The organism is Bradyrhizobium sp. (genome assembly GCF_030697065.1).
GTDB lineage: Bacteria > Pseudomonadota > Alphaproteobacteria > Rhizobiales > Xanthobacteraceae > Bradyrhizobium.
On sequence record NZ_JAUYQU010000325.1, the window covers coordinates 14,020 to 37,934 of the forward strand.

At 61.9% G+C, this 23,915-nt stretch carries 24 protein-coding genes and 1 pseudogene; 10 read left to right on the plus strand and 15 right to left on the minus strand.

Features of this window, described 5'->3' with window-relative positions; genetic code table 11:
- Positions 1–24 precede the first annotated feature (24 nt).
- The 6 genes and pseudogenes from Q8R73_RS25665 to Q8R73_RS25690 form a co-directional block, all read right to left on the minus strand.
- The gene (locus tag Q8R73_RS25665; RefSeq protein ID WP_305722343.1) at positions 25–780 is read right to left on the minus strand and encodes an outer membrane protein; all 756 of its coding nucleotides are present in this window, start codon (positions 778–780) and stop codon (positions 25–27) included.
- A gap of 57 nt (positions 781–837) precedes the next feature.
- Entirely contained in the window at positions 838–1,365 is a 528-nt protein-coding gene (locus Q8R73_RS25670; protein ID WP_305722344.1) for a porin, read from the minus strand.
- Positions 1,366–1,417: 52 nt separating this feature from the next.
- The gene (locus Q8R73_RS25675) at positions 1,418–2,149 is read right to left on the minus strand and encodes an outer membrane protein (protein ID WP_305722345.1); all 732 of its coding nucleotides are present in this window, start codon (positions 2,147–2,149) and stop codon (positions 1,418–1,420) included.
- Positions 2,150–2,574: 425 nt separating this feature from the next.
- Entirely contained in the window at positions 2,575–3,438 is an 864-nt protein-coding gene (locus Q8R73_RS25680; RefSeq protein ID WP_305722346.1) for a CoA ester lyase, read from the minus strand.
- Between the two features lie 4 nt (positions 3,439–3,442).
- Positions 3,443–3,904 (minus strand): MaoC family dehydratase, encoded by a 462-nt coding sequence (locus Q8R73_RS25685; RefSeq protein WP_305722347.1) that lies wholly within the window; start codon positions 3,902–3,904, stop codon positions 3,443–3,445.
- Positions 3,905–3,974: 70 nt separating this feature from the next.
- A pseudogene (locus Q8R73_RS25690) lies at positions 3,975–5,176 on the minus strand (CaiB/BaiF CoA transferase family protein).
- Positions 5,177–5,233: 57 nt separating this feature from the next.
- On the opposite strand from Q8R73_RS25690, the gene Q8R73_RS25695 reads away from it, so the two are divergent.
- Positions 5,234–6,628: an efflux RND transporter periplasmic adaptor subunit gene (locus Q8R73_RS25695; RefSeq protein WP_305722348.1), complete on the plus strand. Its 1,395-nt coding sequence runs from the start codon at positions 5,234–5,236 to the stop codon at positions 6,626–6,628.
- A 62-nt stretch (positions 6,629–6,690) separates the two neighbouring features.
- Complete coding sequence (locus tag Q8R73_RS25700) at positions 6,691–8,778, plus strand: ABC transporter permease (RefSeq protein WP_305722349.1); 2,088 nt, start codon at positions 6,691–6,693, stop codon at positions 8,776–8,778.
- Between the two features lie 42 nt (positions 8,779–8,820).
- On the opposite strand, the gene Q8R73_RS25705 is transcribed toward Q8R73_RS25700, so the two are convergent.
- Positions 8,821–10,077 (minus strand): agarase, encoded by a 1,257-nt coding sequence (locus Q8R73_RS25705; RefSeq protein WP_371126177.1) that lies wholly within the window; start codon positions 10,075–10,077, stop codon positions 8,821–8,823.
- A gap of 241 nt (positions 10,078–10,318) precedes the next feature.
- Between Q8R73_RS25705 and Q8R73_RS25710 the strand changes: the two genes are divergently transcribed.
- The 4 genes from Q8R73_RS25710 (at position 10,319) to Q8R73_RS25725 (ending at position 14,613) form a co-directional block, all read left to right on the plus strand.
- Positions 10,319–11,671, plus strand: coding sequence for a GH1 family beta-glucosidase (locus tag Q8R73_RS25710; protein WP_305722382.1), 1,353 nt, complete (start codon positions 10,319–10,321; stop codon positions 11,669–11,671).
- The gene (locus Q8R73_RS25715; RefSeq protein WP_305722351.1) at positions 11,664–12,650 is read left to right on the plus strand and encodes a 1-phosphofructokinase family hexose kinase; all 987 of its coding nucleotides are present in this window, start codon (positions 11,664–11,666) and stop codon (positions 12,648–12,650) included. The genes Q8R73_RS25710 and Q8R73_RS25715 overlap by 8 nt, the downstream gene beginning before the upstream one ends.
- Entirely contained in the window at positions 12,643–13,731 is a 1,089-nt protein-coding gene (locus tag Q8R73_RS25720; RefSeq protein ID WP_305722352.1) for an SbmA/BacA-like family transporter, read from the plus strand. Before Q8R73_RS25715 ends, Q8R73_RS25720 begins: the two co-directional genes overlap by 8 nt.
- A gap of 84 nt (positions 13,732–13,815) precedes the next feature.
- Positions 13,816–14,613 carry an SDR family NAD(P)-dependent oxidoreductase gene (locus tag Q8R73_RS25725; protein WP_305722353.1) on the plus strand — a complete coding sequence of 266 codons (798 nt, stop codon included), beginning with the start codon at positions 13,816–13,818 and terminating at the stop codon, positions 14,611–14,613.
- 51 nt (positions 14,614–14,664) lie between these two features.
- Here Q8R73_RS25725 and Q8R73_RS25730 read toward each other — a convergent pair whose 3' ends face one another.
- The 7 genes from Q8R73_RS25730 to Q8R73_RS25760 form a co-directional block, all read right to left on the minus strand.
- Entirely contained in the window at positions 14,665–15,450 is a 786-nt protein-coding gene (locus tag Q8R73_RS25730; RefSeq protein WP_305722354.1) for a DUF2063 domain-containing protein, read from the minus strand.
- Positions 15,447–16,352: a DUF692 domain-containing protein gene (locus Q8R73_RS25735; protein WP_305722355.1), complete on the minus strand. Its 906-nt coding sequence runs from the start codon at positions 16,350–16,352 to the stop codon at positions 15,447–15,449. The genes Q8R73_RS25730 and Q8R73_RS25735 overlap by 4 nt, the downstream gene beginning before the upstream one ends.
- A gap of 132 nt (positions 16,353–16,484) precedes the next feature.
- A complete protein-coding gene (locus Q8R73_RS25740) occupies positions 16,485–16,742 on the minus strand; it encodes a hypothetical protein (RefSeq protein ID WP_305722356.1) in 258 nt (85 codons plus the stop codon).
- A 272-nt stretch (positions 16,743–17,014) separates the two neighbouring features.
- Positions 17,015–17,482: a DoxX family protein gene (locus tag Q8R73_RS25745; RefSeq protein WP_305722357.1), complete on the minus strand. Its 468-nt coding sequence runs from the start codon at positions 17,480–17,482 to the stop codon at positions 17,015–17,017.
- Between the two features lie 47 nt (positions 17,483–17,529).
- Entirely contained in the window at positions 17,530–18,009 is a 480-nt protein-coding gene (locus Q8R73_RS25750) for a DUF302 domain-containing protein (RefSeq protein WP_305722358.1), read from the minus strand.
- 67 nt (positions 18,010–18,076) lie between these two features.
- On the minus strand, positions 18,077–18,808 hold the full coding sequence (locus Q8R73_RS25755; protein WP_305722359.1) for a cytochrome c biogenesis CcdA family protein: 732 nt from the start codon (positions 18,806–18,808) through the stop codon (positions 18,077–18,079).
- Complete coding sequence (locus tag Q8R73_RS25760; RefSeq protein ID WP_305722360.1) at positions 18,805–19,185, minus strand: thioredoxin family protein; 381 nt, start codon at positions 19,183–19,185, stop codon at positions 18,805–18,807. The genes Q8R73_RS25755 and Q8R73_RS25760 overlap by 4 nt, the downstream gene beginning before the upstream one ends.
- 280 nt (positions 19,186–19,465) lie before the next feature.
- Here Q8R73_RS25760 and Q8R73_RS25765 point away from each other — a divergent pair, with 280 nt between their 5' ends.
- Complete coding sequence (locus tag Q8R73_RS25765) at positions 19,466–19,990, plus strand: sigma-70 family RNA polymerase sigma factor (protein ID WP_305722361.1); 525 nt, start codon at positions 19,466–19,468, stop codon at positions 19,988–19,990.
- 5 nt (positions 19,991–19,995) lie between these two features.
- Complete coding sequence (locus tag Q8R73_RS25770; RefSeq protein ID WP_305722362.1) at positions 19,996–20,673, plus strand: NrsF family protein; 678 nt, start codon at positions 19,996–19,998, stop codon at positions 20,671–20,673.
- Between the two features lie 39 nt (positions 20,674–20,712).
- Here the strand turns inward: Q8R73_RS25770 and Q8R73_RS25775 are convergent, their stop codons facing one another.
- Positions 20,713–22,479 carry an NAD(P)/FAD-dependent oxidoreductase gene (locus Q8R73_RS25775; protein WP_305722363.1) on the minus strand — a complete coding sequence of 589 codons (1,767 nt, stop codon included), beginning with the start codon at positions 22,477–22,479 and terminating at the stop codon, positions 20,713–20,715.
- A gap of 219 nt (positions 22,480–22,698) precedes the next feature.
- Between Q8R73_RS25775 and Q8R73_RS25780 the strand changes: the two genes are divergently transcribed.
- Together Q8R73_RS25780 and Q8R73_RS25785 are read left to right on the plus strand one after the other, a co-directional pair.
- Positions 22,699–23,553 (plus strand): SDR family oxidoreductase, encoded by an 855-nt coding sequence (locus Q8R73_RS25780; protein WP_305722364.1) that lies wholly within the window; start codon positions 22,699–22,701, stop codon positions 23,551–23,553.
- Positions 23,554–23,607: 54 nt separating this feature from the next.
- Positions 23,608–23,862: a hypothetical protein gene (locus Q8R73_RS25785; RefSeq protein ID WP_305722365.1), complete on the plus strand. Its 255-nt coding sequence runs from the start codon at positions 23,608–23,610 to the stop codon at positions 23,860–23,862.
- The last annotated feature ends 53 nt before the right edge of the window (positions 23,863–23,915 follow it).

The window sequence follows — 23,915 nt, forward strand, 5'->3', positions numbered from 1 at the left end:
ATGAATGGTGACGGATGGCTGTGCTCAATAGCGCGCAAGCAAATAGTCGCCGGTGAAGCGCCAGTTCAGACCGACCTTCACGAGGTGGAGTTCATGATCGACATTGCTGGGATTGCGCCGGGTACCGAGGGCAATCGCGCCGGCGCCGAAATAGACGTAGTCGTATTCGACCCGGGCCGAGAGGCTGCCCAATAGCGCAAATTCGAGACCTGCCCCGCCCGTCAAACCGGTGCGTTGGTGATTAACGTCGATCGGGAACGCGGTACCGAGTGCGCTCTTGTAGTCGACGTTGGCCCAGGCTACGCCGCCTTTGACGTAACCCAGCAGGTTACCCGCTGCGTAACCGACACGGCCGGTACCCGTCGCCAGCGCCTGATACTGCACCGAAAGGCCGGACAGGAAGAAAGCCGGATCGGGCGCGACGCTGCCCTTGATCGATGACCATGACGCATCGATTTCTCCGCCGACCACGATGTCGCCAAACTGCCAGTCGGCGCCCACTTGGGCACCTGCGAGCGTGCCGCGTGAGTTCATGGTGACGCGGTCGAACGCGATCTGGAAGTCCGGATCTTCGAGTTGGCTTTTGCCGTTGCCCGCTCCGCCATGAAGGCCGATGTAGAAGCCGGTCCACAGCGGCGCCGAGGCCGTCGACGGGCCCTTCAACGCGAGGTCGGCCGCATCGGCGGACGAGGCGGATACCGGTGCGGTTATCAGAAACGACAGGGCGGCGGCGGCACAAGTGATCGGGTGGCGCATCAAACGCAGGATTGAGATTGTCATGGAATGATCTTTCGAATGCGAGAATGGTTTGGGAGGGTTCAACTCAGGCCGGGTGCGTCACCACGCGTACATGAAGCCGGCGCGGCCGATGCTGCGGACGTCACTCCAGGACTGCGCGGGCACCGACGTGCCGAATTCGGTCTGCGTCCGATTGGTCGTGGACAGCAGGCGTCCGCGGTCGAGGCCCAAAGCGAATCCGGCGGAAAACACCAGGTTGCCCGAAACCCGGATGAGCCCCGATGCCCCCATCGCGTGTTGCCCGTCGAAGGCCGCCCAATGATTCGAGATGGCGTAGTTGGTGCCGGTTGGAAGCCACGGTGCGACAAGGGAAGCGGCCATCGCGGTGCCGGTCGCGCTCCGGGTTTGCGCACGAGCAACGTCATATTGACTTTGCACGATCTGGCGCGCGTCCACACAGGTGTCGGTCCCCGGAATGTAGAAGAAACCGGCGCCGTACAATGAGCAGATCCTGACATATTCGACCGGAGCGGCGTGGCCAGGTGTCGCGATCATTGCGGCGAAACCTGCCGCGATGGCGGCAACGATCGACCGGGCTGGACGGCGCATAATGGTGCGGCGGTTCATGGAAGCAGACATGGTTGTTCTCTCTTTCCTGGATTTTTGATGAATGGGCGAGTTAGCGCGCTGGAACTGAGCCGTCGCCAAAGCGCACGTTGATGCCGGCCTTCACCACCTGGACAAGGTGATCGAGGCTGGAGGTCGTGTTGAGGTTCGCATAGACGAGGTGATCGGTCGGGATGTAGATCAGGTTGTATTCGACCTTGGCCGAGACGTTTCGCAGGAACGCCACTTCCAGGCCGACGCCGCCGACTGCGCCGAACAGCCTTCGCTCATACGTGGTGGGGAGCGGCGTGAATTGGGTCGTGATCTCCATGTCGGCCCACGCCACGCCGCCCTTTGCATAGGCCAGCCATTGCCCCATGGCGTAACCCAGGCGTCCGGTTCCGGTGGCAAGCGCCCGATAGCCGATGCCGTTGTTGGTGCTGGACGTAATGATGGTCTGGTTTCGATTGGTATTGCCCCGCACGAAGGCCCAGGAGCCGTCGATCTCCGCGCCAACGACGAAATTTCCCAGTTGCCAGTTCGCGCCGAACTGACCTCCGGCGAGAGGCCCGCTGTATGTCGACTCAGTCGGATTGAATGGCGGGCTGAAGATGGGATCCTCAACCTGTGTTTTGCCCCAGCCCCAGCCGCCGTGGACCCCGGCGTAAAACCCGGTCCAGGACGGAAGTGAGCGTACGACCGGCGCATCGCCGGCATGAGCAGTGGCAGTGAAAACCACGCTTGCCGCAGCAACGAAAGCTGCGCATGAACGGACAAGTACGGATATTCTGGTAGGCGTATGCATGTCAGATTCCATCCTTTTGGTTGAGGTTTCGGTTGATTTTGGACGCACGAATCCAGCGATCGCGCGGGTCGCGGATCGACAGGAATTAATTCCTTGAAGCAGAAAAGCCGAAGGGCTGCCTGAGGCGCGGCTCTCCGGGGCTAGCGGACTTACGGGCTAGGAATGAATGGTCCGCAGGGGAGCAGTGAGAAAATTGTTCTTGATTTTCATGAAATTGGCCCCTTTTTTTGAATCGTGGCCAATCTTAGGCAAGTCCTTGGCAAATGCCAGTTGCGCGAAAGACACAACGTAACCTTTATTTGCCGGCTGTTTCCTCAGCTCGTAGTGGAGTCGGCGCGCGGGTATATTCCGCTCGCGGCACACACCCCGTCGCTTCGTTGCGGCGGTTACGGGATTGAGTGCGCTGCCTGGCGTTGTCGCGAGCCTCAGCGCTTTGTTTCCACCAGCGCCAGGATTTTCACCGCCGCGCGCAGATGCGGCTTGTCGATCATCTTGCCGTCGATCTTCACCACGCCCGAATTGGGATTGTCATCGAAGGCCTTGACGATTTTCTGCGACCAGGCGATTTCCTCTTCCGTCGGCATGAAAGCGGCATTGACGACATCGACATGCTTGGGATGGATCACCGCCTTCGACAGGAACCCGTCCTGACGGGCGGCGATCGCCTCTTCCTTCAGGCCAGCGAGATCGTCGATGTCGGTGGCGATGGTGTCGATCGCCACCACCCCGATCGCGGCGGCGCTGATCAGGCAGAGGTCACGCGCCAAGAGGAACGGGCCGTGAAAGCGGCCATTGGTGCGGTTGCGCGAGGCGCCGAGCGAGGCCGCAAGATCCTCGGCACCCCACATCATGCCCCACAGCCGCAGACTGGCGCCTTCGAAGTCGAGCAGTTTCGTCACCGCCCGCGCGGTCTCGGTCGCGACCACGACGATCCGCGTGGTGCCCTGCTCGGTTCCGGACGCTGCCTCGAAGGCGTCGAGATACAGCGCCAGGTGATTGACGTCGGCGGCCCCGGCGCATTTTGGCAGTACGATGCCGTCGGGACGGCCCGGCATCACAGCGGCGAGGTCGCCGAGCGTCATCCCGGTATCGAGCGCGTTGACGCGGATGTAGATCTTCTGGGCGGGATTACGCGCGTCCAGCATCTCGCGGGTGATGCCGCGAGCAGTGACCTTCTGATCCGGCGCGATTGAATCCTCGAGATCGAGGATCAGCGCGTCGGCCGCGGTCTTCTTCGCGCTGTCGAATTTCCGGACGCTGTCGCCGGGAACGAACAGAAATGAGCGCATCGATTCAGGCCTTCGGTTGAGGTTTGCAATGCATCAGGCCGGTACGGCGGCAACTGGCCACCACCTCGCCGCGCTGGTTGGTCGCGGTGTGCTCGAATTCCACGATGCCCTGGGTCGGTCGCGACTGGCTGAGGCGCTTGGAGATGATTTTGGTATGCGCCTTCAGCGTATCGCCGTGAAACACCGGTTTTGGAAACTTGACGTCGGTCATGCCGAGATTGCCGATAGTGGTGCCGAGCGTGGTGTCGTAGACGCTCATGCCGATCATGATGCCGAGCGTATAGAGACTGTTGAACAGCCGCTGGCCGAATTCGGTATTTTCAGAGAAATGGGCGTCGAGATGCAGCGGCTGCGGATTCATCGTCATCAGGCTGAACATGGTGTTGTCCATCTCGGTAACGGTCCGGCTGAACTCATGATGATATTCCCGGCCGACCTCGAATTCTTCGAAATAAAGTCCTGCCATGCTGTCCCCCTTTTCAGGTGTTTACTTCAGTAACGGTAACGCTCGCCAGCGCCGGGTATGCTTGGGCGGCCTATCGGCCGGAGGTGCGGACAATGCCGGCGCTGATCAAGCCGTCGATCGCACCGGAATCGAATCCGGCTTCGAGCAGCACTTCGCAGCTGTCGGCGCCGATATCCGGCGCCGGCCGCAAGCCATCCTCGGATGGGCCCGCGATGCCCGGCGTTCGCGCGGCGTAAACCTTGCCGATGCCGGGTGTGTCCTGGCAGACTGCGGCCCTGGTCGCCTCGACGTGTACATTGTGCAGCCAGTCGACGGGAGTGAGGATGCGCTCGGCGATGACATCCGCCGCATGAAGCCGACCGAGCCAGGTTTCGCTGGTCCCGGTCAGGAACACTCCGCGCAATTGTGCCATCAGTAGATCGGCCGAGTCCGCGCGTCTGGCAAAATCCTGATAGCGCGGATCGCTGGCGAGATCCTCGCGCTCGATTGCGGTGCAGAGCCGCTTGTACTGCGCCTCGTTGACCAAGGTGACCATGATCCAGCCATCGCTGGTCTGATACGAGCCAGCCGGCACGTTGAGCGCGCGCGGGGTTCCGCCCTCAAGCACATATTCGGCGGCCTTGTGGCCAAGCAGGGCTGCGGTGGACTGCGCGAGATTGACGTCGATCCAGCGGCCGGTACCGACGGCAGCACGGGCGAACAACGCGGTGGCAATGGCCTGGAACGCATAGACGCCGGTCGCGACATCGGAGATGGTGTGGCCGACCCGGTGCGGAATCCTGTCGTTGCCGGGACCGAGACCAGGCCGGAAAAGGCCTGTGCCACCGAATCCGAGCCCGGGCGCTTCGAATAGGGACCGTCCTGCCCGAAGCCAGAGACCGACAGATAGATCAGACCCGGATTGTCGCGCGACAGTTCCTCATAACCAATGCCCAAGCGCGCCGCGACGCCGGGGCGAAAGCCTTCGACCAGCACGTCGCTTGCGGCGGCGAGGCGCCTGGCGATCGCGATCCCCTCGGCATGCTTCAGGTCGATGCACAGGCTGCGCTTGCCCCTGTTATAGACCGCCGAAAGCGCGGTATGGCTGCCATAGGTGGTTCCGAGATAGCGCGACCAGTCGCCCTCGGGCGGTTCGACCTTGATCACTTCGGCGCCGTAGACACCCAGCAACATCGCGCAATAGGGCGACGCGATGCCCTGCCCGAAATCCAGCACCCGCAACCCGAGATACGGTGCTTCATGCGTCGGCGACATCTTCCGTTCGACTATCATTTTCTTGTTTTTCCCGGCGGAGAGTGACCGCGCGACGCGGTTCGCGAACAGAAGAGGATGGCTGCCGGCGAGTCAAGGATACGGCAAATTCCGCATTGCGGGACCAACCTTGATCCCAATCAACAATCCAGATCAAGTCGCACACTAGGCTTCGCGTTTGCTGGCAAATCCACCCGGAGCCCAAGCGACATGAACAAGCAGTTGGGTACCGGCGAAAGCGGGGAAGCATTGCCACACGCGCCGCCTGCATCAGCGATGAGTCGGGTCGGGGAAGCGCCGGCGCGATCGGGATTGGCGACCCGGCGCTGGATCATCTTGGCCGTCCTGGCATTGCTGCTTGCGGCAGCCGGCGGCATCTGGTGGTCGGTCGGCGGCGACCCCGTTGTTCGATATGAAACCGCGCCGGTTACCACCGGCGAAATTGCCCGCAGTATTAACGCCACCGGCACTGTCAATCCGGAATTGACCATCATCGTCGGGACCTATGTCTCCGGCGTGATCCAGGAGTTAACCTGCGATTACAATACGCAGGTGAAGCGCGGACAGATTTGCGCCAGGATCGACGGACGCCCCTACCAGAGCATCGTCGATCAGGCGAAGGCCAATCTCGCCGTCGCAAGAGCACAGCTGGAGAAGGACAAGGCGTCGCTGGCCTATGCCAAGGTTGCATATGAACGTCTGTCGACGCTGGTCGAAACCAAGGCTGTATCGAAAGACGCCTATGACAGCGCCCACAGCGAGTACCTGCAGGCGCTGGCCCAGATTACATTCGACGAAGCGACCATCCTGCAGCGCCAGGCTGTGCTCGACGCGGCACAGGTCAATCTCGATTACACCAGGATCATCTCGCCGGTGGATGGCACCGTGGTTTCGCGCAACGTCACCATCGGGCAGACCGTGGCCGCCAGTTTTCAGACTCCCACGTTGTTCCTGATTGCGACCGACCTCACGAAAATGCAGGTCGACGCCAATGTCAGCGAAAGCGACATCGGCGGCGTCAAGCAGGGCAACAAGGCGACCTTCACCGTCGACGCCTATCCCAAACGAATCTTCGAGGGTACGGTAAGCCAGGTTCGGCAGTCCCCGCAAACGGTGCAGAACATCGTCACCTACGATGTCGTCGTCGGCGTCGAGAATTCCGATCTCGCGCTCAAGCCGGGCCTCACGGCCGCGACCCGTATCCTGATCGCTCAGCGTACCGACGTGCTGCGGGTTCCGAACCAGGCGTTGCGCTATGTCCCGACCGGAAACGCCGTTCGCGAAACGGCCCAGCCGCGGATCTGGGTCCTTCGCGACGGCAAGCCCACGCCAATTCAGGTTTCGACCGGCCTCGACGACGACGAATTTACCGAGATTGCTCAGGGCGATCTCAGGCCCGGCGACAGTGTGATCCTCGGTGAGGCGCGCAGTGCGGCAAAGACGCGCGCGAGCGTGCCGCGACCGCGTCTTTGATTGAACAGCCGATAGAGCGACGATGCACTGAAATGGCGCAGCCGGTCATCAGGATTGAAGACGTGTCGCGGACATATCGCGTCGGTGATGTCGACGTGCATGCGCTTCGCGACGTCAACCTGACGGTCGAGCATGGCGAATTCATCGCCATCATGGGTGCGTCCGGATCGGGCAAGTCGACGCTGATGTCGATCCTGGGTTGCCTCGACCGGCCGAGTTCCGGCCACTACCGGTTCGACGGCATCGACGTGGCGCAGCTTTCCGAGCCCGATCTCGCGGGCCTGCGCAGCGAGCGGCTCGGCTTTGTGTTCCAGAGCTTCAATCTGCTGCCGCGCACCAGCGCCATCGACAACGTCGCCCTGCCACTTTTGTACGCCAGGTCCGGCCAGGGCCAGGCGCGGGTGCGCTTCGAGCGGGCGCGCGCGGTTCTGGACAAGCTCGGGCTGCGCGACCGCGAACGCAACACCCCCGGCCAGCTCTCCGGCGGGCAGCAGCAGCGCGTCGCGATCGCACGCGCCCTGATCAATCAGCCGAGCCTGCTACTGGCGGACGAGCCGACCGGCAATCTCGATACCCGCAACTCTCACGAGATCATGCAAACCCTGACCGCGCTTAACCGCGAACAGGGCGTCACCATCATCGTGGTGACCCACGAGTCCGACGTCGCCGCCTTTGCCGACCGCGTGCTGACCATGCGCGATGGCCAGATCATTTCGGATGTGCGCAAGCCAAGGCTGGAAGCGACCGCCCCGCCGGGATCGGCTGCGGCCGGCCCGCCACGCGAACAGCCCCTTCCCTCGCGGGCGATGCCGCCACGCTTCGCGGCATCGTCGGGCGCGTCATGGCCGTTCGCGTGGATGGTAATGACGGCGGCCGCGGAGGCAATCTGGCGCAACAAGATGCGTTCGGGACTGACCATGCTCGGGGTATTCATCGGCGTCGCCGCCCTGATTGTCATGGTGTCGCTCGGCCAAGGGGCCAACGAGGCGGTCCGCAAGGAAATCGCGAGGCTCGGCACCAACCTGGTGGTGATCGTGCCGGGCGCCGCCACCAGCGGCGGCGCACGCGGCGGATCCGGCAGCGCATCGACACTGACCGTGGCCGACGTTCAGGCAATTCGCAGGGAAGCGGCGGCCGCAGGCGAAGTGAGCTATCTCATCCGCCAGTCCGGGCAGATCCGGTTCGCCAGCCAGAACTGGACCACCGGCATACAGGGCGTCAGTTTCAACTACCCGCCGATGACAAACTGGCAGATCGCCGCCGGGCGAGCGATCACATCGGAGGACGAGCGGAGCGCCGGGCTGGTCGTCGTGCTCGGCGAGACCGTGCGTCGGCAGTTGTTCGGCGCATCGCAGAATCCGATCGGCGCGCTGGTGCAGGCCAAAGGCGTCTCGTTGCGGGTGATCGGGGTGCTCGGCAGCAAGGGCCAGACGTCGTTCGGCCAGGACCAGGACGATCTCATCATGGTTCCCTTTACGACGGCCGAGCGCAAGATTCTCGGGGTGGCGGCGCCAAGCCAAGCGCAAACCGCCATCAACTGGATCTATCCGGCGCCGCCAAATCCCTATGGGCTGCAGCCGCGCCTGACCGGCTTCGTGAATCAGATCTACGTGCAGGCGGTGGACCAGAACAGCATCCATACCGCGATCAGCCAGGCCACCGATATTCTGGCCCGCCGTCACCGCATCCGTCCGGGCGCCAGCAATGACTTTTCGGTTCGCAATCTCAGCCAGATCGCCGAGACCGCGGAGGGCAGCAGCCGCATCATGGCGCTCCTGCTCGCCTCGGTGGCATCGATATCGCTTCTGGTCGGCGGCATCGGCATCATGAACATCCTGCTGGTCTCGGTGACGGAGCGGACGCGCGAGATCGGGCTGCGGATGGCGATCGGCGCCCGCCGGTTGCACGTGCTGCTGCAGTTTCTGGCCGAGGCGATCTTCATCAGCGTCAGCGGCGGCATCGTCGGAATTGTGATCGGCGCGGCCCTTTCGCTGGCGATCGCTGCCGTCACCGGCTGGCCGGCGCCGATATCGCTGGCAGCCATCGCCGGCGGGTTCCTGTTCTCGGCGGCCGTCGGCATCTTTTTTGGCTATTATCCAGCCCGCAAGGCAGCCCGGCTCGATCCGATCGAAGCGCTACGCTATGAATGAGGGCCGACCTTGCTCAATGTCGGCCGGGTTCGGGCTAATTCACTAGTCGCCAGGCAAGGTTCCGGCGTGAATCCGCTCCGCCAGGGCATTGACCCTGGTCATCGTCTCCGTCAACTCGACATAGGGATCGTCTTCGATCGTCACCGTGCCGTAATTCGAATTCTCGCCGTCAAACCGCCCTTCCGCCGGCTGGTCGGCATGCTCGAACCAGTGATAGCCGACCACCGAGGGGTGGCGCAGGGCGGCGGTGACGTAGCGCTCGAAGCACCGCGCCCGCTCGGTCTGACTGGCGACCCTGGGCCCGGCCCCGTGGCTGTTGGGCAGGCCGACATCATCGCCGCGGAATGCAAATTCGGAGATCAGGCACGGCTTGCCACTGGCGGCATAGGTCTCGATCTGCGAGGTCGCATCGAGTTCGTAGCAATTGAACGAGATCACGTCGAGATAGCGGGCCGCAGCGGCGATCACGCTCGATTTTGCCTGGTAGCCGAAGCGGGAGCCAATGACGAGGTGATTGGGGTCGGCGGCCTTGATGGCCGAGACGCACAGCTCGAAATATCGATCGGCAACGATCGCCAGAAAGGCGTCGCAATCAGCGGAAAATGCCGCGCGGGCGGGATTGGCGAGGTCGGCCTTGACCTCAAGCGCGTCATTCAGGCCTCCGGGAGGCATCCGGAAGAACGGCGCTTCGACACGCCCCATCGTAGCCAATTCCTGCCAGGATCGCGCGGGGGTCTGCCAGACCGCGTTGAACTGGGAAAACTCCCGATAGTGCTCCTGCAGCCGTGCGATGGCCGCTACGCGGCCCGGTCGGTGCGACGGCAGGTTCAGAAACAATGTGAGAAGTTCGTCAGCACCCCGCCAGTCGGGCGACCAGTACAGTTCATTGTCGATGAAGGTTCCGAGCAGTTCGACGCGGTGACATCGGTTTGCGCAGTGTTTGTTCGCCCCTTCCCGGATATGAGCGGCAAAGGCGGGGTCGAATACATCGGGAAAGACCTGGTCGCGGCGGTGCAGCTTGAAGGAGGCCCCGAGTGCATTGGTGGGCGCTATCGCCAGCGGCGACGCACCTGCGGTGGCAACAGCTTCATCCGACCAACAACCCAGTGTATTGAAGTTCCAGCCAGCCAGCCGATCCGCCGCCGCGACGCGCCAGAGGTGTTGGGTGCCATGCTTTTTCCGACACGCGTCGGCATAGGGCACGCGAGCCGTATTCCCGACGTGATCCGGATCAAATCTGACGTTATTCACGCCTTTTGAAATAAAGCGACCGCCTTCGGGATCGACCAGCCAGAACACGCCGTCATGCTGGCCGACGCGAAAGAAGCCGCTTCCGCGGAAGCGGTCATCGACGATTCCACCCCATTTGGTTTTTTGCAATCGGACACCCCAAGGCAAGATAATGGTGGCTTATTTGTCGCATCGGCTGACCAGCGGCAGTTGATGTATCTCAAGCTGGCCCGGTCACCGGCCGGACTAATGCTACCGCCGTCGGCTTTCGGCCGGGGCGGAAGGATTAATTGTGAATTCGAACCATCCCATAACGGCATCGCAGCTGCCTTCCACCGCCGGCCTGCGTCCGGATTTCATCTGGGGCGTCTCGACCTCCAGCTTCCAGATCGAAGGCGCGACCAAGGAAGACGGTCGCGGACCCAGTATCTGGGACGTCTACTGCCAAAACGGAGAAATCAGAAACCGCGACACCGGCGATATCGCATGCGACCACTATCACCGCTACCGCGAGGATGTCGCACTGATGCAGCGGCTCGGCGTTCAGGCCTACCGGTTCTCGGTTGCGTGGCCGCGGGTGCTGCCGCAGGGCCGAGGATTGGTCAACGAGCCCGGCCTCGCCTTCTACGACCGGCTGATCGACGAACTGCTGTCCGCCGGCATCGAACCTTGGCTCTGTCTGTATCACTGGGATTTGCCGCAGGCACTGGAGGATCTCGGCGGATGGCAGAAGCGTGAGTCGGTTACATGGTTCGCCGACTACACAACGCTGATAGCCGCCCGTTTCGGTGATCGGATCAAGCGCTTTGCGACCTTCAACGAACCGTCGATCTTCAATTTGTTCAGCCGCTCGCTCGGCAAGAGGGACCGCAGCGCCGAAGCCTGTCTTTACCGGGCAACCCACCACGTCAATCTCGCCCATGGCGCGGCCGTGGACGTGTTACGAGCCAAGGTCCAGGACGCCTCAATCGGTTGCATTCACAACCTTCAACCTTGCTTGCCTTCCAGTTCGAGCGAAGCCGACGCGGCCGCGGCCGCACGCCTCGGCGTTTACTGGAATGGCGCCTTCCCCGATCCACAATGCCGCGGCGAATATCCACCCTCGATGCGGACCGTCATCGAGCCGCACTTGCAGCCGGACGACCTCGCGCGCATTTGCCGGCCCCTCGACTGGTTCGGATTGAACCACTACAGCCCGGTCTATGTAACGGCGCAGACCGATGCGATGCTGGGCTACGACTTCGGCGAGAAACCCGCCAGCATGCCCTTGACCCCGATCGGATGGCCGATCGATCCGGAAGCCTTCGGAGAAACGCTGCGGCTCGTCCATGAACGTTACGGCCTGCCCATCCACGTGCTCGAAAACGGATATGGCAGCTTCGACGCACCGGACGAAACCGGCGCTGTGGTCGATCGCGGGAGGATCGATTTCCTGCGCGGCTATGTCGGCGCGATGAATTCCGCCGCGGCCGCCGGCGTCGATGTGAGAGGTTATTTTGTCTGGTCGCTGCTTGACAATTTCGAATGGGCTTCGGGCTACAGCGAACGGTTCGGCTTGACCTATGTGGACTATGCCTCGCTGCAACGTCTTCCAAAGTCGTCGTTCCACTGGTACGCGGATTTGATCAAGGCGGCGCGGGCGGAGGTCGAAGGCATTGGTTGAAATTCTGCGGACAGGGATCGTTACCCTCACCATCAACCCCGCCGTCGACGCATCGACGTCGGTGAAGAAAATGGCGCCATTCACCAAGATGCGTTGCGCGCCTGCCCACCGCGATCCCGGCGGAGGCGGCATCAATGTGGCCCGTGTTCTCAAGCGGCTGGGCATCGACGCGTCAGCCATCTACCCGGCCGGCGGCGCAACTGGAGAAATGCTCGGCGCTCTTCTTGCGACCGAAGGCGTGCGGTGTATCCCGGTCCCCGTGCAGAATGCGACGCGAGAGGATCTGACGGTGTTCGTCGAGACCACTCGCGAGCAATTTCGTTTTGTCTTTCCGGGCGCGCCGCTCGGCGACGGCGAATGGCAGCAATGCCTGGAAGAGCTCAAACGTATCGAGCCGCGGCCGGCATTTGTGATCGCCAGCGGCAGCTTGCCGGCCGGTGTACCGGAAGATTTCTATGGTAAACTGACGCAGGCTTGCAGGGCCCACAGCAAGGTGATCGTGGATGCGTCCGGCCGGTTCCTGCGGGCGGCGCTCGAACAAGGCGTCTATCTCATCAAGCCCAACCTTCGCGAGTTTCAGGAATTGGCCGCAATGACGGCCTCGGACGATAACGCACTGATCGAGGCGGGACGGCGCCTGATCGGTCGCGGCCAGGTCGAGGTGATAGCGCTCTCGATGGGGCCGGACGGCGCCCTGCTGATCACGCGCGATCTGGCCTTGCGCGCCAACGGCCTCCCGATCGAGCCGGTCAGCGTATCCGGCGCCGGCGACAGCTTTCTGGCGGCGATGGTCTGGAGCCTTGGCAGCAACGGCGATCTCGAAACCGCACTGCGCTACGGGGTGGCGGGCGGTTCCGCCGCACTACTCAGTCCGGGGACGGATCTTTGCCGGCCGCAGGACATGCACCGCCTGGTCGCCGAAGTGACGGTCAGGCCGATCATCTCGCAGACCGCCCGGTCCAATCCAACTGATGAATAACGGCAGCTACATCGCCCCCAGCGAGCAGCGCCTGCTCGCCCGCTTCTGGCAAAGTGCGCGTGGTTTCTGGCGTGGCGCGACTGCACCGTGGGCCTGGCTGCTGACCGTGCTGCTGATCGCCACCGTGCTGCTGCAGCTGTTGACCCAGTACTCGCTGAATTTCTGGAACCGTGATTTCTTCAATGCCGTCGAACGCAAGGATGGCGCGGAACTGCTGGCACAGGCCTGGCAATTCCTGCCGCTGGCCGCGGCCAGCCTCGCGCTCGCCGTGTTCTCGGTATGGGGTCGCATGACCCTGCAACGGAAATGGCGCGCCTGGTTGAGCAGCCAACTCTACAGATACTGGCTGGAGCACGACCATTATGTCCGCCTCAGATTCATGCCGGGGGAGCATCAGGCCCCGGAATATCGCATCGCCGAGGACGCCAGGCTTGCCACCGACCTGCCGGTCGACCTCGTGCTCGGGCTGTTCTCCTCGCTGATTACCGGGATCACCTTTATCGGCATTCTCTGGTCGGTGGGAGGCAGCCTGACCGTCGACATGTTCGGCCTGACCATCCCCGGCTACCTCGTGCTGGCGGTGATCGCCTACTCCATCATCGTTGCGGTTGCGATGATGCTGATCGGCAGCCGCCTGACCCGCGTCGTGGAGGACAACAAGCGAACGGAAGCCGAATTGCGGGCGATCGGCACCCATATCCGCGAGAGTGGAGAAGGCAAGGTATTGCCTGACAACGTCAAGGACCGGCTCGATACCGTCGGCGTGGCGCTGCGGGCGGTGATTGCCGCTTGGCTGGATTATTGCTGGCAATTGATGCGCCTGACCGTGGTCACGCACAGCAATACACTGCTGGCGCCGGTCGTCGGCCTGCTGCTCTGCATGCCGAAATACGTCGCCGGCACGATGCTGCTCGGCGAGGTAGTCCAGGCGGCCGCTGCGTTTGTCGTGGTGCAGGGCGCCTGCAACTGGTTCACCGACAACTACGTACGGCTGGCCGATTGGGCCGCCTCCGCCAACCGCGTCGCATCCCTGCTGCTGGCGTTGGACCGGATTGACCAGCCGGGCGCAAACCCAGCATAAGTGATCCCGCGGGCGTCAGTACCCCTGTCGATAGATCGCAGTCTCCAAACTGCGGCAGCTGGATCGCCTCAAGGGAGTGATAGAATGAACATCGACCTCACCGGAAAACGCGCGCTGGTCACCGGCTCGACGCGCGGTATCGGGCTCGCCACCGCCACCGGACTGGCGCAAATGGGCGCGGAAGTCATCGTCAACGGCCGTGAAACCGCTTCCGTCGTAGAGGCGATCGCCAGAATCGAACAGGCCGTACCGGCCGCCAAGGCGCATGCGGCGGTGTTCGACCTAGGTCGCGCCGAGGGTTGCGCCGGGCTGGTTGCGCAATTTCCCGAGGTCGACATTCTCGTCAACAATCTCGGCATCTACGAGCCCAAGCCCTTCTTCGATGTCGAGGACGACGACTGGACCAGAATGTTCGAAGTCAACGTCATGAGCGGGGTGCGACTGACAAGGCACTATCTGAAGCGCATGCTCGATACCAAGGACTGGGGCCGCGTCGTGTTCGTCTCCAGTGAATCCGCGATCTTCATTCCGAAGGAGATGGTGCATTACGGCTTCTCGAAAGCCGCCCAGCTCACCATCGCACGCGGCGCCGCCGAACAAACCAAGGCCACCAACATCACGGTCAATTCGGTCCTTCCCGGACCGACCTGGGTCGAAATGGCGCCGGTCCGGCTTGCCGCCCGCGCCAAGGGTCTCGGAACCACCGCCGACGAACTCGCCGCCAGAACCTTCACCGAACGCCGGCCGTCGTCGCTACTGCAGCGCTATGCCACACCGGAGGAAGTGGCGAACCTGATCTGCTACGTCTGCTCCAAGGCTTCCAGCGCAACCAATGGCGCGGCGCTCCGGGCCGACGGCGGCATCGTCACCAATCCGTTTTGAGGAGTCAGGCCGTCGTCCCCGACGGACAGTTCCACTCAAAGCGCTCGGCTCTCACCGATCGCCGGAGACTCCCGTCAGAAGTCCCGCCGTTACCCAACCGTGCAGATAGCCGGCGCCCCTTGCCGCCGCGCCCTCGGGATCGTCATACGCCGCCAGCATCGAGCAAAGCGCACCGAACGGAGTTCCGCCCGCCGCCTCATCCCACATCATGGCTTCTTCGCTGGAAAGCTCACGGAATAACGGCATCAAGTCCTGGCGCCATATCAGGAGCTTGCAGGGTTCTTTCAGTAAAACGGCATCTGGCGGAGTTTCGTCATTCCTGAGCGCCCGCCAGATCTCAGACACATTGCTCGTCGGATCGAGCCTGAAGGCGCTGGGGTGGGGTTTGAATCTGAGATCCTGCCAGACTTCCGGAGCAAAACCGGCCATCTCGGCAATGGCAAGGACCGGAGCGTCCCTGGCGTCGAACGCATCGTTGAGAGCTTTCTCGAGCGCGGCAAGCTCGGACAAGACGGGATACTTGCTGTAAGGCGCCGTCGCTTTCAGAAACCGTGGAAGGGCTTGCGAGAACCACCGCAGGTTCGGATGCTGCGAGGGGTTTGCTGCAACATAGGCATATCCCATCGCATCAAACATCTCGTCGCCGAGATAGGTATGCAGCAGTCCGTGATCGTTGCGCAGTGCCTCGACCAAGCGCGAGCCATAGGCATGCCTGTAAACGCCAAACAGAATTTCGCGCTTTTCCCGCGAGCCGTCGAGAATTTCCGCGAGAACCGAGCCCTCGCCGGTCAATATTCCACGCTGAAATTCGCTCTGCTGCCGCGCGAAGTCGCTCATCCCGTCTTCCTGCTCGGCCGGAAAATTCTTTCGGCTATCTCGCGGGTCCGGTTGACTTCGACCATGAGTTCGTCGAGCGGCGGGATGTTGTCGTCGCGCTCGATCATGGTCGAAACGCGACCGAAGCGCTTCAACGCCGCGGTATAGAGAGTCCAGACATCATCGCTTACCGGATGATCGTGGGTATCGATGATATGGGTTCCCATATGGCTGTGGCCGGCCATGTGAAACTGGACCACCCGGTCCCCCGGGATGCCCTCGAGAAAGGTGTGCGGATCGTAACCATGATTGAACGCGCTGACATAGACATTGTTGACGTCGAACAGCAGCCAGCACCCGGAGCGTCGGGTAAGCTCGCTCAAGAACTCCCATTCCGTCATTTCGGAGTTACTGAATTGCACGTAGGTCGAGACATTCTCGAGCACGATGGCACGGCCTAGATAATCCTGAACCAGCTGAACACGGCTGACGACGTGATCCAGCGCCTCGCGGGTATAGGGTATCGGCAGCAGATCGTGCAGGTACTTGCCATGGACGCCGGTCCAGCACAGGTGATCCGATATCCATTTCGGTTCGACCTGGTGGGCGAGATCACGCAGGCCCTGCAGGTACTCGAAATTGGGCGGCGCAGTCGATGCGATCGACAGCGACACACCGTGCATCACCAACGGATAGCGTTCGCGAATTCTGTCCAGCATCCGGCGCGGCCGGCCACCGGGCAGCATGTAGTTTTCGCTGATGACCTCGAACCAGTCGATCGGCGGGTTTCCGGTGATGATCTCGTCATAGTGCTGGGCGCGCAGCCCGAGGCCAAAGCCGAGAAATGCCGGCTTGCCCGCATCGATCCGATGATCCGTCGTCGAATGCGAAGGCGGTCGCGATGATTCAGCTGCAATATTCATTCTGCCTCCTGCCGGAACCGGCCGGCGTTGGACGCCGGTTGTATCGCTGTCGTGAGCCCCGCGCTCCCAACCAATGGCTCCATTTCGGCTTCAGGGCCCGGCCGAGGCCGGGCCCTCGATCGGGATCGCAGGTCAGCCCGCCTTGAACGAGCCCTTTGCGGCGGCGCACTTTTCCTTGGTCATTTCCGAGAACCCCTTACCCTTGCACGCATTCTGGCCCTTGCAGGCGTTCGCGGCGCTTTTGCACGCACTCATTCCCTTGCAGGCGTTGGCGCCGACGCATTTGCCTTCGCCGGCGGCGTAGGTCGGAGTCGACACGGTGGCGCCGGCCAGGAACAAGGTGGCGGCGGCCGCAGCGATGACGGCACCGGACTTCGAGCTAAGATTCATGATATTCCTCCAGACTTGGGTTGTCGTTGAAAAGGGTCTCATGGAGCCGGGCGAACGGTCCGACCTTCAGGAACCCCCGAGCAGCATCTTCGGCAAACGACGCCCTGATCGGGCCACAGCAAGTCTTCCAAGCCACAAGCCGTGGTGACCGACCTTCCCTGTCGGCACGATCCTTCATCGGTTGCCTGTTATGGGTTTCGATTCCGCAATCCCGATAGTTACGCCTGGTCCACATATTTTTTCTTGCCGTGCGGCTTACAGACCGACCAGACCTACCATCTTCGTTCGTCTTCCTGGCCAGTCATCCGCAACAGCAGCCGGTCGAGCGAAGCCGCGCCCGGCCCCGCGATCGCGAGCCAGAAGAAGGCGGCCATATAGGCGGCTTCCTCGAAGCCCAGCAGCGTTTCGAGAGAGTCCACATTTTCCCACTTAGCCGCCTTGATCGCGACGATCATGACTACGGTCAGCATCGATGCCGGAATCCGGGTAAAAAGTCCGAGGATCAGCATGGCGCCGCCGACGCATTCCACGGCGGAGACGAACGGGGTGAGAATCTCCGGAAACGGGATTCCCCATTCGGAGAAATTCTGGATCATCAGGGGAAGATTGTTGAGCTTGGTCCAGCCGGTGAGCATGAATACGTAGCCGACCACCAGCCGCATGATCAGCGGTCCCAACCACTGAAAATGCGACGCAATTCGTGCCGGCAGAACGACAAGCAGAAATACGATCGAGTTCATGAAATCCCCCTCCTCTGACCGGCATATCCGAGCCGTTTTTCCTTGCGTTATTTGTCGGCAGTCGCTCGCTCGGCGATCCTGGAGAATATGCCGTCAAGCTCTTCGCCGATGGATCTAAGGACGTCTCCACCTTCGTCCGCATAGGGCGCAAACACGGTGCTGGGCTTCTTGTAGGAAAGCGTCGCAGTGCCGTCCGGATTTTCCGTGACGTAGATTCGGATCGGAGCCTCTATGCCGGCGGTCAGGCTGGAGCCCAGCATCCGTCGCGCGAAGTCGTTCCGGAACACGCCGAACACCTTGTTCCCCGGAATCGTGAAGCCAGCCGCCTTCGCACCGTCGGACGCGCTCGCCGACGTTACGATCCCCATTTTTTCCGATTTCACGGTTGCTTCGAGCCGCTCGACCAATGCCTGGTAGGATTGCCGTGTGTCGATGACGATCCACCCTGCCCGTGTCTTGACGGTGCCCGCGGAAGCTGCCGAAAGGGCGATGAAAAGTACCGCAATCGAAAGCGCCAGTCGAAACATGATCTGTCCTTTCACTTTGAGCAATGTAATCGGTCGGGTTTTCGGCCCCTGCCGCGACAGCGCATTTTCAGATGCGAGTGGTCAGCGCTGCCAGCCAGTCCGGCATGGCATTCGTCAGCGAGGTTTCGACGATCTTGTCGAGGCCGGTAAGCACGAAGGCGCCGACGAAGGCGAACGCCGCGCCCATGACGGGTTTGGCGATCCGCGACGTCCTGGCCAACAGGTCCCGCCGCGCGAAGATCGCCTGCCTGGAACCATAGGCGAGCGCAAGGATGGGCGTCGCCGCGCCGAGCCCGAACACCGCCATAACGGCGGCCGCCTTGACAACCGTGTCGCCCTGAGCCGCAAGTCCGATCGCAGCTCCGAGCGTTGGACCGGAACACGGCGACCAGATCGCTCCCAGCAAGCCGCCGAGGACGAACTGTCCCCCCAGCCCGGAAGGCTGAATCCGGTCGAGTAGCGTCTGGCCGCCGGTGGCGACCGGGGCGGCGAAAGCCGCCACTCTGCCCTGCAAGGAGGGAAACAGCAGCACCACGCCCATGGCGAGCATCAGCGCGGCAATGGCATATCTGAGCGTCGCGGGATCGAGACCGATATTGAATCCGACCGATGCGATCAAGGTGCCGAGCAGAGCGAACGATGTCGCGAGGCCTGCAGCCAGCGCGACCGGTCCCCAGGCATGTTTTTCAAGCACGCCGAACAGTACGATCGGCAGCAATGGCAGCACACATGGGGAGAGGGTCGATAACCCGCCCGCGGCGTAGCTGAGCGCCAGATTGCCCAGTTCGGGCACCCTCACAGGCCTTTCGAGACGAGAGCCTTGATGCTGGCGGGATTGGTGTCTCCAGTCGACCTGCCAACCTCGTTGGCGCCCTTGAACACGATGAGGGTGCTCTGACTTTGGACCCGAAGGCGCTTCAGGACGTCCTTCGAGCTGTCGAAATCCACCTCATAGACGACCAGGTTCGGCGTCGATTTTTCGATTTCCTGGATGATTGGCCGTTGCACCTTGCATGTAGGGCACCAGGGCGCGGTCACATCGACGAGGATCGGTTTTCCGGCCGCTTGCGCTTGTTGAAACGCCTTCGTATCAAACGGTTGTCCGGCCTGGGCCATTAGCGACGACCCGGCAAGGATGGCGACTGCGATGAGTGTCTTCAGGGAATTCAATGACATGTCGATATCTCCGGGGATGCCTGTACGGTTCCAGAGAGTTTCGCTACGGAGCCGGCGGAAGTTACGCAGCGTTGCGGAAAATTAATCGGTCGATATTCATGCGCCGGATCCCGTGCACCTCGCGCATCTTGGTCGGCTCTTGCCGCATCTAGGGAAAATTCTGCTAGTCTGCCCCCTGACACCGGATTCCGGCCATGGATAAACCTGATCATTTTGCCAGACCCGGAGCTGTTAGGCTGGAATGAAGCGGGATTCGAATTCGCCAGCCCTTGGATCGCTCATGCAGGCCGCACAGGCCGGCGATATGCGCGCATACGAACGTCTTTTGAAGGAAATCACACCCAAATTGCGCCAGATCGTACGAAGACGACGGCAATTTTTCAGCGCTGAGGAAGTCGAGGACCTGGTTCAGGAGATACTCCTGTCAATCCACACGGTACGCGCAACCTACGATCCAAGCCGTCCATTCATGCCCTGGCTTTCTACTATCGCCCATAACAGGCTGATCGACAGCGCGCGACGGTTCTATCGAGGTAAATCCAACGAAATTCCAATGGACGAACTCCCCGTAACCTTTGCCGATGATTGGGCGAATATAGAGAACGAGGGATATCGCGACCCGGAAGAGTTGAAGATCGCAATAAAGGGCCTGCCCGAAGGTCAGAGGAAGGCGGTCGAAATGCTCAAATTGCGCGAAATGTCACTCAAGGAGGCCGCGGTGGCGAGCGGAACCACTATGGGAGCGCTCAAAATTTCGATTCATCGGGCGGTCCTGAACCTGCGGAAGGCTCTTAGCAAAGAGTGATGGCCATGGACACCGACAAGCTGATTGCGGGTTTGACCGAGCATGCCGATGCGGTTCGAAGGCTTCCGTCGCCCTGGGTCCGGACTGCATCATGGTTTGCGATGGCTGTTCCATATGTCGTCGCCATCGTCATGATCATGACTCCGCGTGACGACCTTGCCGTCAAGTTTACGGATTTTCGTTTTCTCGTCGAACAAGTTGCCGCGCTTTGCACGGCGATCGGTGCCGCCGTCGCCGCCTTTCAATCGATCGTTCCCGGGTACAGCCGCCGACTTCTGTTGCTTCCGCTGGTGCCGCTATCGGTTTGGCTCGCAAGCGTCGGGGAAGGGTGTGTCGAGGCGTTGTTGCGCGGAGGTGCCCTTCAAACCTTCACCTCGGATTTCCTCTGCATTCCCGCTATTGCATTGGTCGGAGCGCTGCCGGCAGTGGCGATGACGCTCATGCTTCGAAAGGGAGCACCCCTTTGGCCGTATACCTCGGCGGCGCTGGGAGGCCTGGCGGCAGCCGGATTGGGCAATTTCGGTCTTCGCTTCTTCCACGGTCAGGATGCAAGCTTGATGGTGCTGGTTTGGCAGGTCGGCACTGTCTTCATGCTGACGATCCTGTGCGGACAGGCCGGCCGATTGTTCCTGGATTGGCGGCCCGCAATCGCGAGAGCGCGCCGCAATCTCGCAGCGCACTGAGTCCACGCAAGCGCATTCTGCAAGGCCCGCCGCCAAAGCCTATGATGCCTTATCCAGACGCCCGTGCTCGATGGCATCGACCTGCAGCGCGAGGAAACGCGAATAGATCCTGCATTGCGAGAACGAACCGCCGGTGAACCACAGCCCGGGCTGTTTGGTGCGGCTCCACATGTTGCGCAGTTCCTGGGTGTCGGCATCGAATCCCCAGATCGAGCCGACGCGGGCGGCGACTTCCGCGCCGAACAGCGAACCCACGATGTGATCCTGCCCCTTGTAACCGGTCGCCAGCACGACCAGGTCCGCCTGCAATGTCGAACCGTCGCCAAGCAACAATCCATCGCCGACGAACTGCCTGATATCGCTGGCCTGGATCAGCCGGATTTTGCCATCCGCGATCAGTTCGGAGCAACCGACATTGAAATAATAGCCGCCGCCGCGGGTGCGAAACTTGAGCGGCCAACCGGTGCCGTCTTCGCCGAATTCGAGCCGAAAGCCCGCCCGCTCCAGCCGCGACAACAGCGGCGCGTCGAGTTCGCGGACTTCCCTGGTGATCAGTCTGTGCGAGGCCTTCACCACTTCGAGCGGCACCGACGCATTCAGCAGGTCCCTGACTTCGACGGGCGGTCCGTTGCCGAGATAGGTCTTGTCGTAAAGTTGCGCGCTGGGGTCGACATTGACCACCAGGGTCGGGCTGCGCTGAACCATGGTGACATCGGCGCCGTTGGCCTGCAGCTCCTGGCAAATGTCATGCGCGCTGGTGCCGGTCCCCATCACCACGACGGACTTACCGCGCCACTGTGCGCCGGCGGCAAACTGGCTGGAATGCAGCACCTTGCCGACAAACTTCTCGATGGTTGGGATCGTTGGAATATTGGGCGTGCCGCTGACGCTGGTCGCCATCACGATGTGCTTCGGGTACAGCAGGCGAACGCTGCCGTTGCCACGCTGGATTCGCGCCATCCAGGTCTGCGTCGAGCCGTTGTATTCGGCGCCCTCGAAAACGGTGTCCGTCCAGAAATTGACTTCCATGCTCTCGACATAGGCTTCGAGCCAGTTCGCGATCTTGTCCTTCGGGATGTAATCCGGCCAGTTCGGCGGGAAAGGCATGTAGCGCAGGTGATTGACCGGCGTCTTGTTGTGGAGCTTGAGACCGTGGTAGCGCAGCCGCCAGTTGTCGCCGACGCGTTGCTGCCTGTCGATCACGAGCGTATCGAGCCCGAGCCGCTTCAACTCCACCGCAGCGGAAATCCCGGCGTGTCCGCCGCCCACCACCAGAACGTCCGGTTCGCGGCCTTCGAAGGCAGTTTCGGTCCGACGTTGTTCGAGCCAGTTCTGTTTGGCAAAATCGCGATTGTGCGTGGCAGGCTCGATATTGCCGGACTTCGTGGCGCTGATCCTGTCCACGTCAAGCAATGTCGAAAGCGTCCACGCCTTCGGCGCCGCGTCGGACGAAGGCAATAGCCTGACAACGCCGATGGCTGGACCGTTCGCCGTTTCGAACCGGAAAATAGCCTCGATCACCTCCTGGCCGGCGAGCACAGCGCGACGCGGCACCAGCAACTCGGTATCGACATCAAGACCGCTGGCACCCACTTTGCGCGCACGTTGGCATAATTCATCCGCCAATTTGCCGGCGCCGCTGAAGGTCGCGATCTCCCAGGAAATGCCGCACAGGTTTCGCCAGTGGCAGTCCGGCACGAAGAGCGCAGCAACCGCCGCCGCGTCCCCGCTCGCCAGCGAACAGCCGAAATCGGCGATCCACGATCTTGCCTCGGCTTCGGCGGAAGTCTTGATTCGTTCCAGCATGCCCGTTCCCTGCCCTCGCTCCGCCGGACTTGCGCCTGCGTTTGATCAAAAGCGGCCTTATCGCCGCTCGCACGGCAAGCTATCGAAGGATGGGCCTCGGGTAAAATCCCCGGACGCTGGACTGACCAGCCCGCAGCGCAATGCTGCTGACAGGACCCTCTCCCCTCATGGAACGAACACTGCTTTGTCGGGTTTGGAGTTCGAGCCCCGGAGCGAACCATGAATTATCCCAAGCCGCCTTTTCCAGATCAGCAACAGCCGATGCCGGGCATGACGGACGCCATGACCCCCGTGCCAGATCATGGCGAGACGTCCTACAAGGGCAGCGGCCGCCTCGCAGGCAAGAAGGCCGTCATCACCGGCGGCGACAGTGGCATTGGACGGGCCGTCGCGATTGCCTACGCGCGGGAAGGCGCCGATGTCCTGATCTCGTATCTCGACGAGGACGGCGACGCCCGAGAGACCGCACGTTACGTCGAAAAGGCCGGCCGCAAGGCCGTTCTCGTTGCGGGCGACCTGCAGGCTGCGGACCATTGCCGCGCGGTGATCGCCAAGGCGGTATCCGAGTTCGGCGGTATCGACATCCTCGTCAACAATGCCGCGCACCAGGCATCATTCAAGTCGATCGAGGAGATCCCGGACGAGGAATGGGATTTGACCTTCAAAGTCAATATCCATGCGATGTTCTATCTGACCAAGGCCGCGGTTCCCCACATGAAGCCTGGAAGCTGCATCATCAATACGGCCTCGGTCAATTCCGACTCTCCCAATCCGACGCTGCTCGCCTACGCCACAACCAAGGGCGCCATTCATAATTTCACGGCCGGACTGGCGCAGATGCTGGCGGCCAAGGAAATTCGCGCCAACGCAGTCGCACCCGGGCCGATCTGGACACCACTCATTCCGGCCACCCTGCCTCGGGACGCCGTCACGAAATTCGGTGAGCAGGTTCCCATGAAACGGCCTGGTCAGCCGGTCGAACTGGCGACAGCCTACGTGATGCTGGCCGACCCGCTCTCCAGCTATGTGTCCGGCGCGACGATTGCGGTCACTGGCGGCAGGCCATTCCTGTGAGCGGCCACAGATCTCACCGATGAAACGAGATTCGATTTTCAACGTTATCGCGGGATGACCGATGAGGAGCGTCATCTGCTGGAGAACACGGCGCGGAGCCTGCTCCGCGTCATGGAAGAGCACAGGGAGGCGGTTTCCGGGATGGAGGCCGCTCTGCTCGAAATATATCGCGTCCAGTTCAAAACCGATCGCCGGAAACACCAAATTATGGCGCGGCTGAAATTGAGCTTGAAAGTCCTGGAAGCCGAGGGGCGGGGCGCGCATTTCCTGCGCGAGTTCATCCGGAAGCTCGAACGGTGGAAGCCGTAGCTCAGGAGCCCGCACGGCTTTGAACGTGTGGCCGACACCTGACGGCCAGCATC

Coding starts and splice junctions, on each gene's coding strand:
- Q8R73_RS25775 (WP_305722363.1), bottom strand. CDS start 22,479: ATGCTGGAACGAATCAAGACTTCCGCCGAAGCCGAGGCAAGATCGTGG.
- Q8R73_RS25665 (WP_305722343.1), bottom strand. CDS start 780: ATGACAATCTCAATCCTGCGTTTGATGCGCCACCCGATCACTTGTGCC.
- Q8R73_RS25735 (WP_305722355.1), bottom strand. CDS start 16,352: ATGAATATTGCAGCTGAATCATCGCGACCGCCTTCGCATTCGACGACG.
- Q8R73_RS25695 (WP_305722348.1), top strand. CDS start 5,234: ATGGCTGCCGGCGAGTCAAGGATACGGCAAATTCCGCATTGCGGGACC.
- Q8R73_RS25670 (WP_305722344.1), bottom strand. CDS start 1,365: ATGAACCGCCGCACCATTATGCGCCGTCCAGCCCGGTCGATCGTTGCC.
- Q8R73_RS25730 (WP_305722354.1), bottom strand. CDS start 15,450: ATGAGCGACTTCGCGCGGCAGCAGAGCGAATTTCAGCGTGGAATATTG.
- Q8R73_RS25740 (WP_305722356.1), bottom strand. CDS start 16,742: ATGAATCTTAGCTCGAAGTCCGGTGCCGTCATCGCTGCGGCCGCCGCC.
- Q8R73_RS25750 (WP_305722358.1), bottom strand. CDS start 18,009: ATGTTTCGACTGGCGCTTTCGATTGCGGTACTTTTCATCGCCCTTTCG.
- Q8R73_RS25770 (WP_305722362.1), top strand. CDS start 19,996: ATGGACACCGACAAGCTGATTGCGGGTTTGACCGAGCATGCCGATGCG.
- Q8R73_RS25780 (WP_305722364.1), top strand. CDS start 22,699: ATGAATTATCCCAAGCCGCCTTTTCCAGATCAGCAACAGCCGATGCCG.
- Q8R73_RS25765 (WP_305722361.1), top strand. CDS start 19,466: ATGCAGGCCGCACAGGCCGGCGATATGCGCGCATACGAACGTCTTTTG.
- Q8R73_RS25680 (WP_305722346.1), bottom strand. CDS start 3,438: ATGCGCTCATTTCTGTTCGTTCCCGGCGACAGCGTCCGGAAATTCGAC.
- Q8R73_RS25760 (WP_305722360.1), bottom strand. CDS start 19,185: ATGTCATTGAATTCCCTGAAGACACTCATCGCAGTCGCCATCCTTGCC.
- Q8R73_RS25685 (WP_305722347.1), bottom strand. CDS start 3,904: ATGGCAGGACTTTATTTCGAAGAATTCGAGGTCGGCCGGGAATATCAT.
- Q8R73_RS25785 (WP_305722365.1), top strand. CDS start 23,608: ATGACCGATGAGGAGCGTCATCTGCTGGAGAACACGGCGCGGAGCCTG.
- Q8R73_RS25745 (WP_305722357.1), bottom strand. CDS start 17,482: ATGAACTCGATCGTATTTCTGCTTGTCGTTCTGCCGGCACGAATTGCG.
- Q8R73_RS25675 (WP_305722345.1), bottom strand. CDS start 2,149: ATGCATACGCCTACCAGAATATCCGTACTTGTCCGTTCATGCGCAGCT.
- Q8R73_RS25720 (WP_305722352.1), top strand. CDS start 12,643: ATGAATAACGGCAGCTACATCGCCCCCAGCGAGCAGCGCCTGCTCGCC.
- Q8R73_RS25725 (WP_305722353.1), top strand. CDS start 13,816: ATGAACATCGACCTCACCGGAAAACGCGCGCTGGTCACCGGCTCGACG.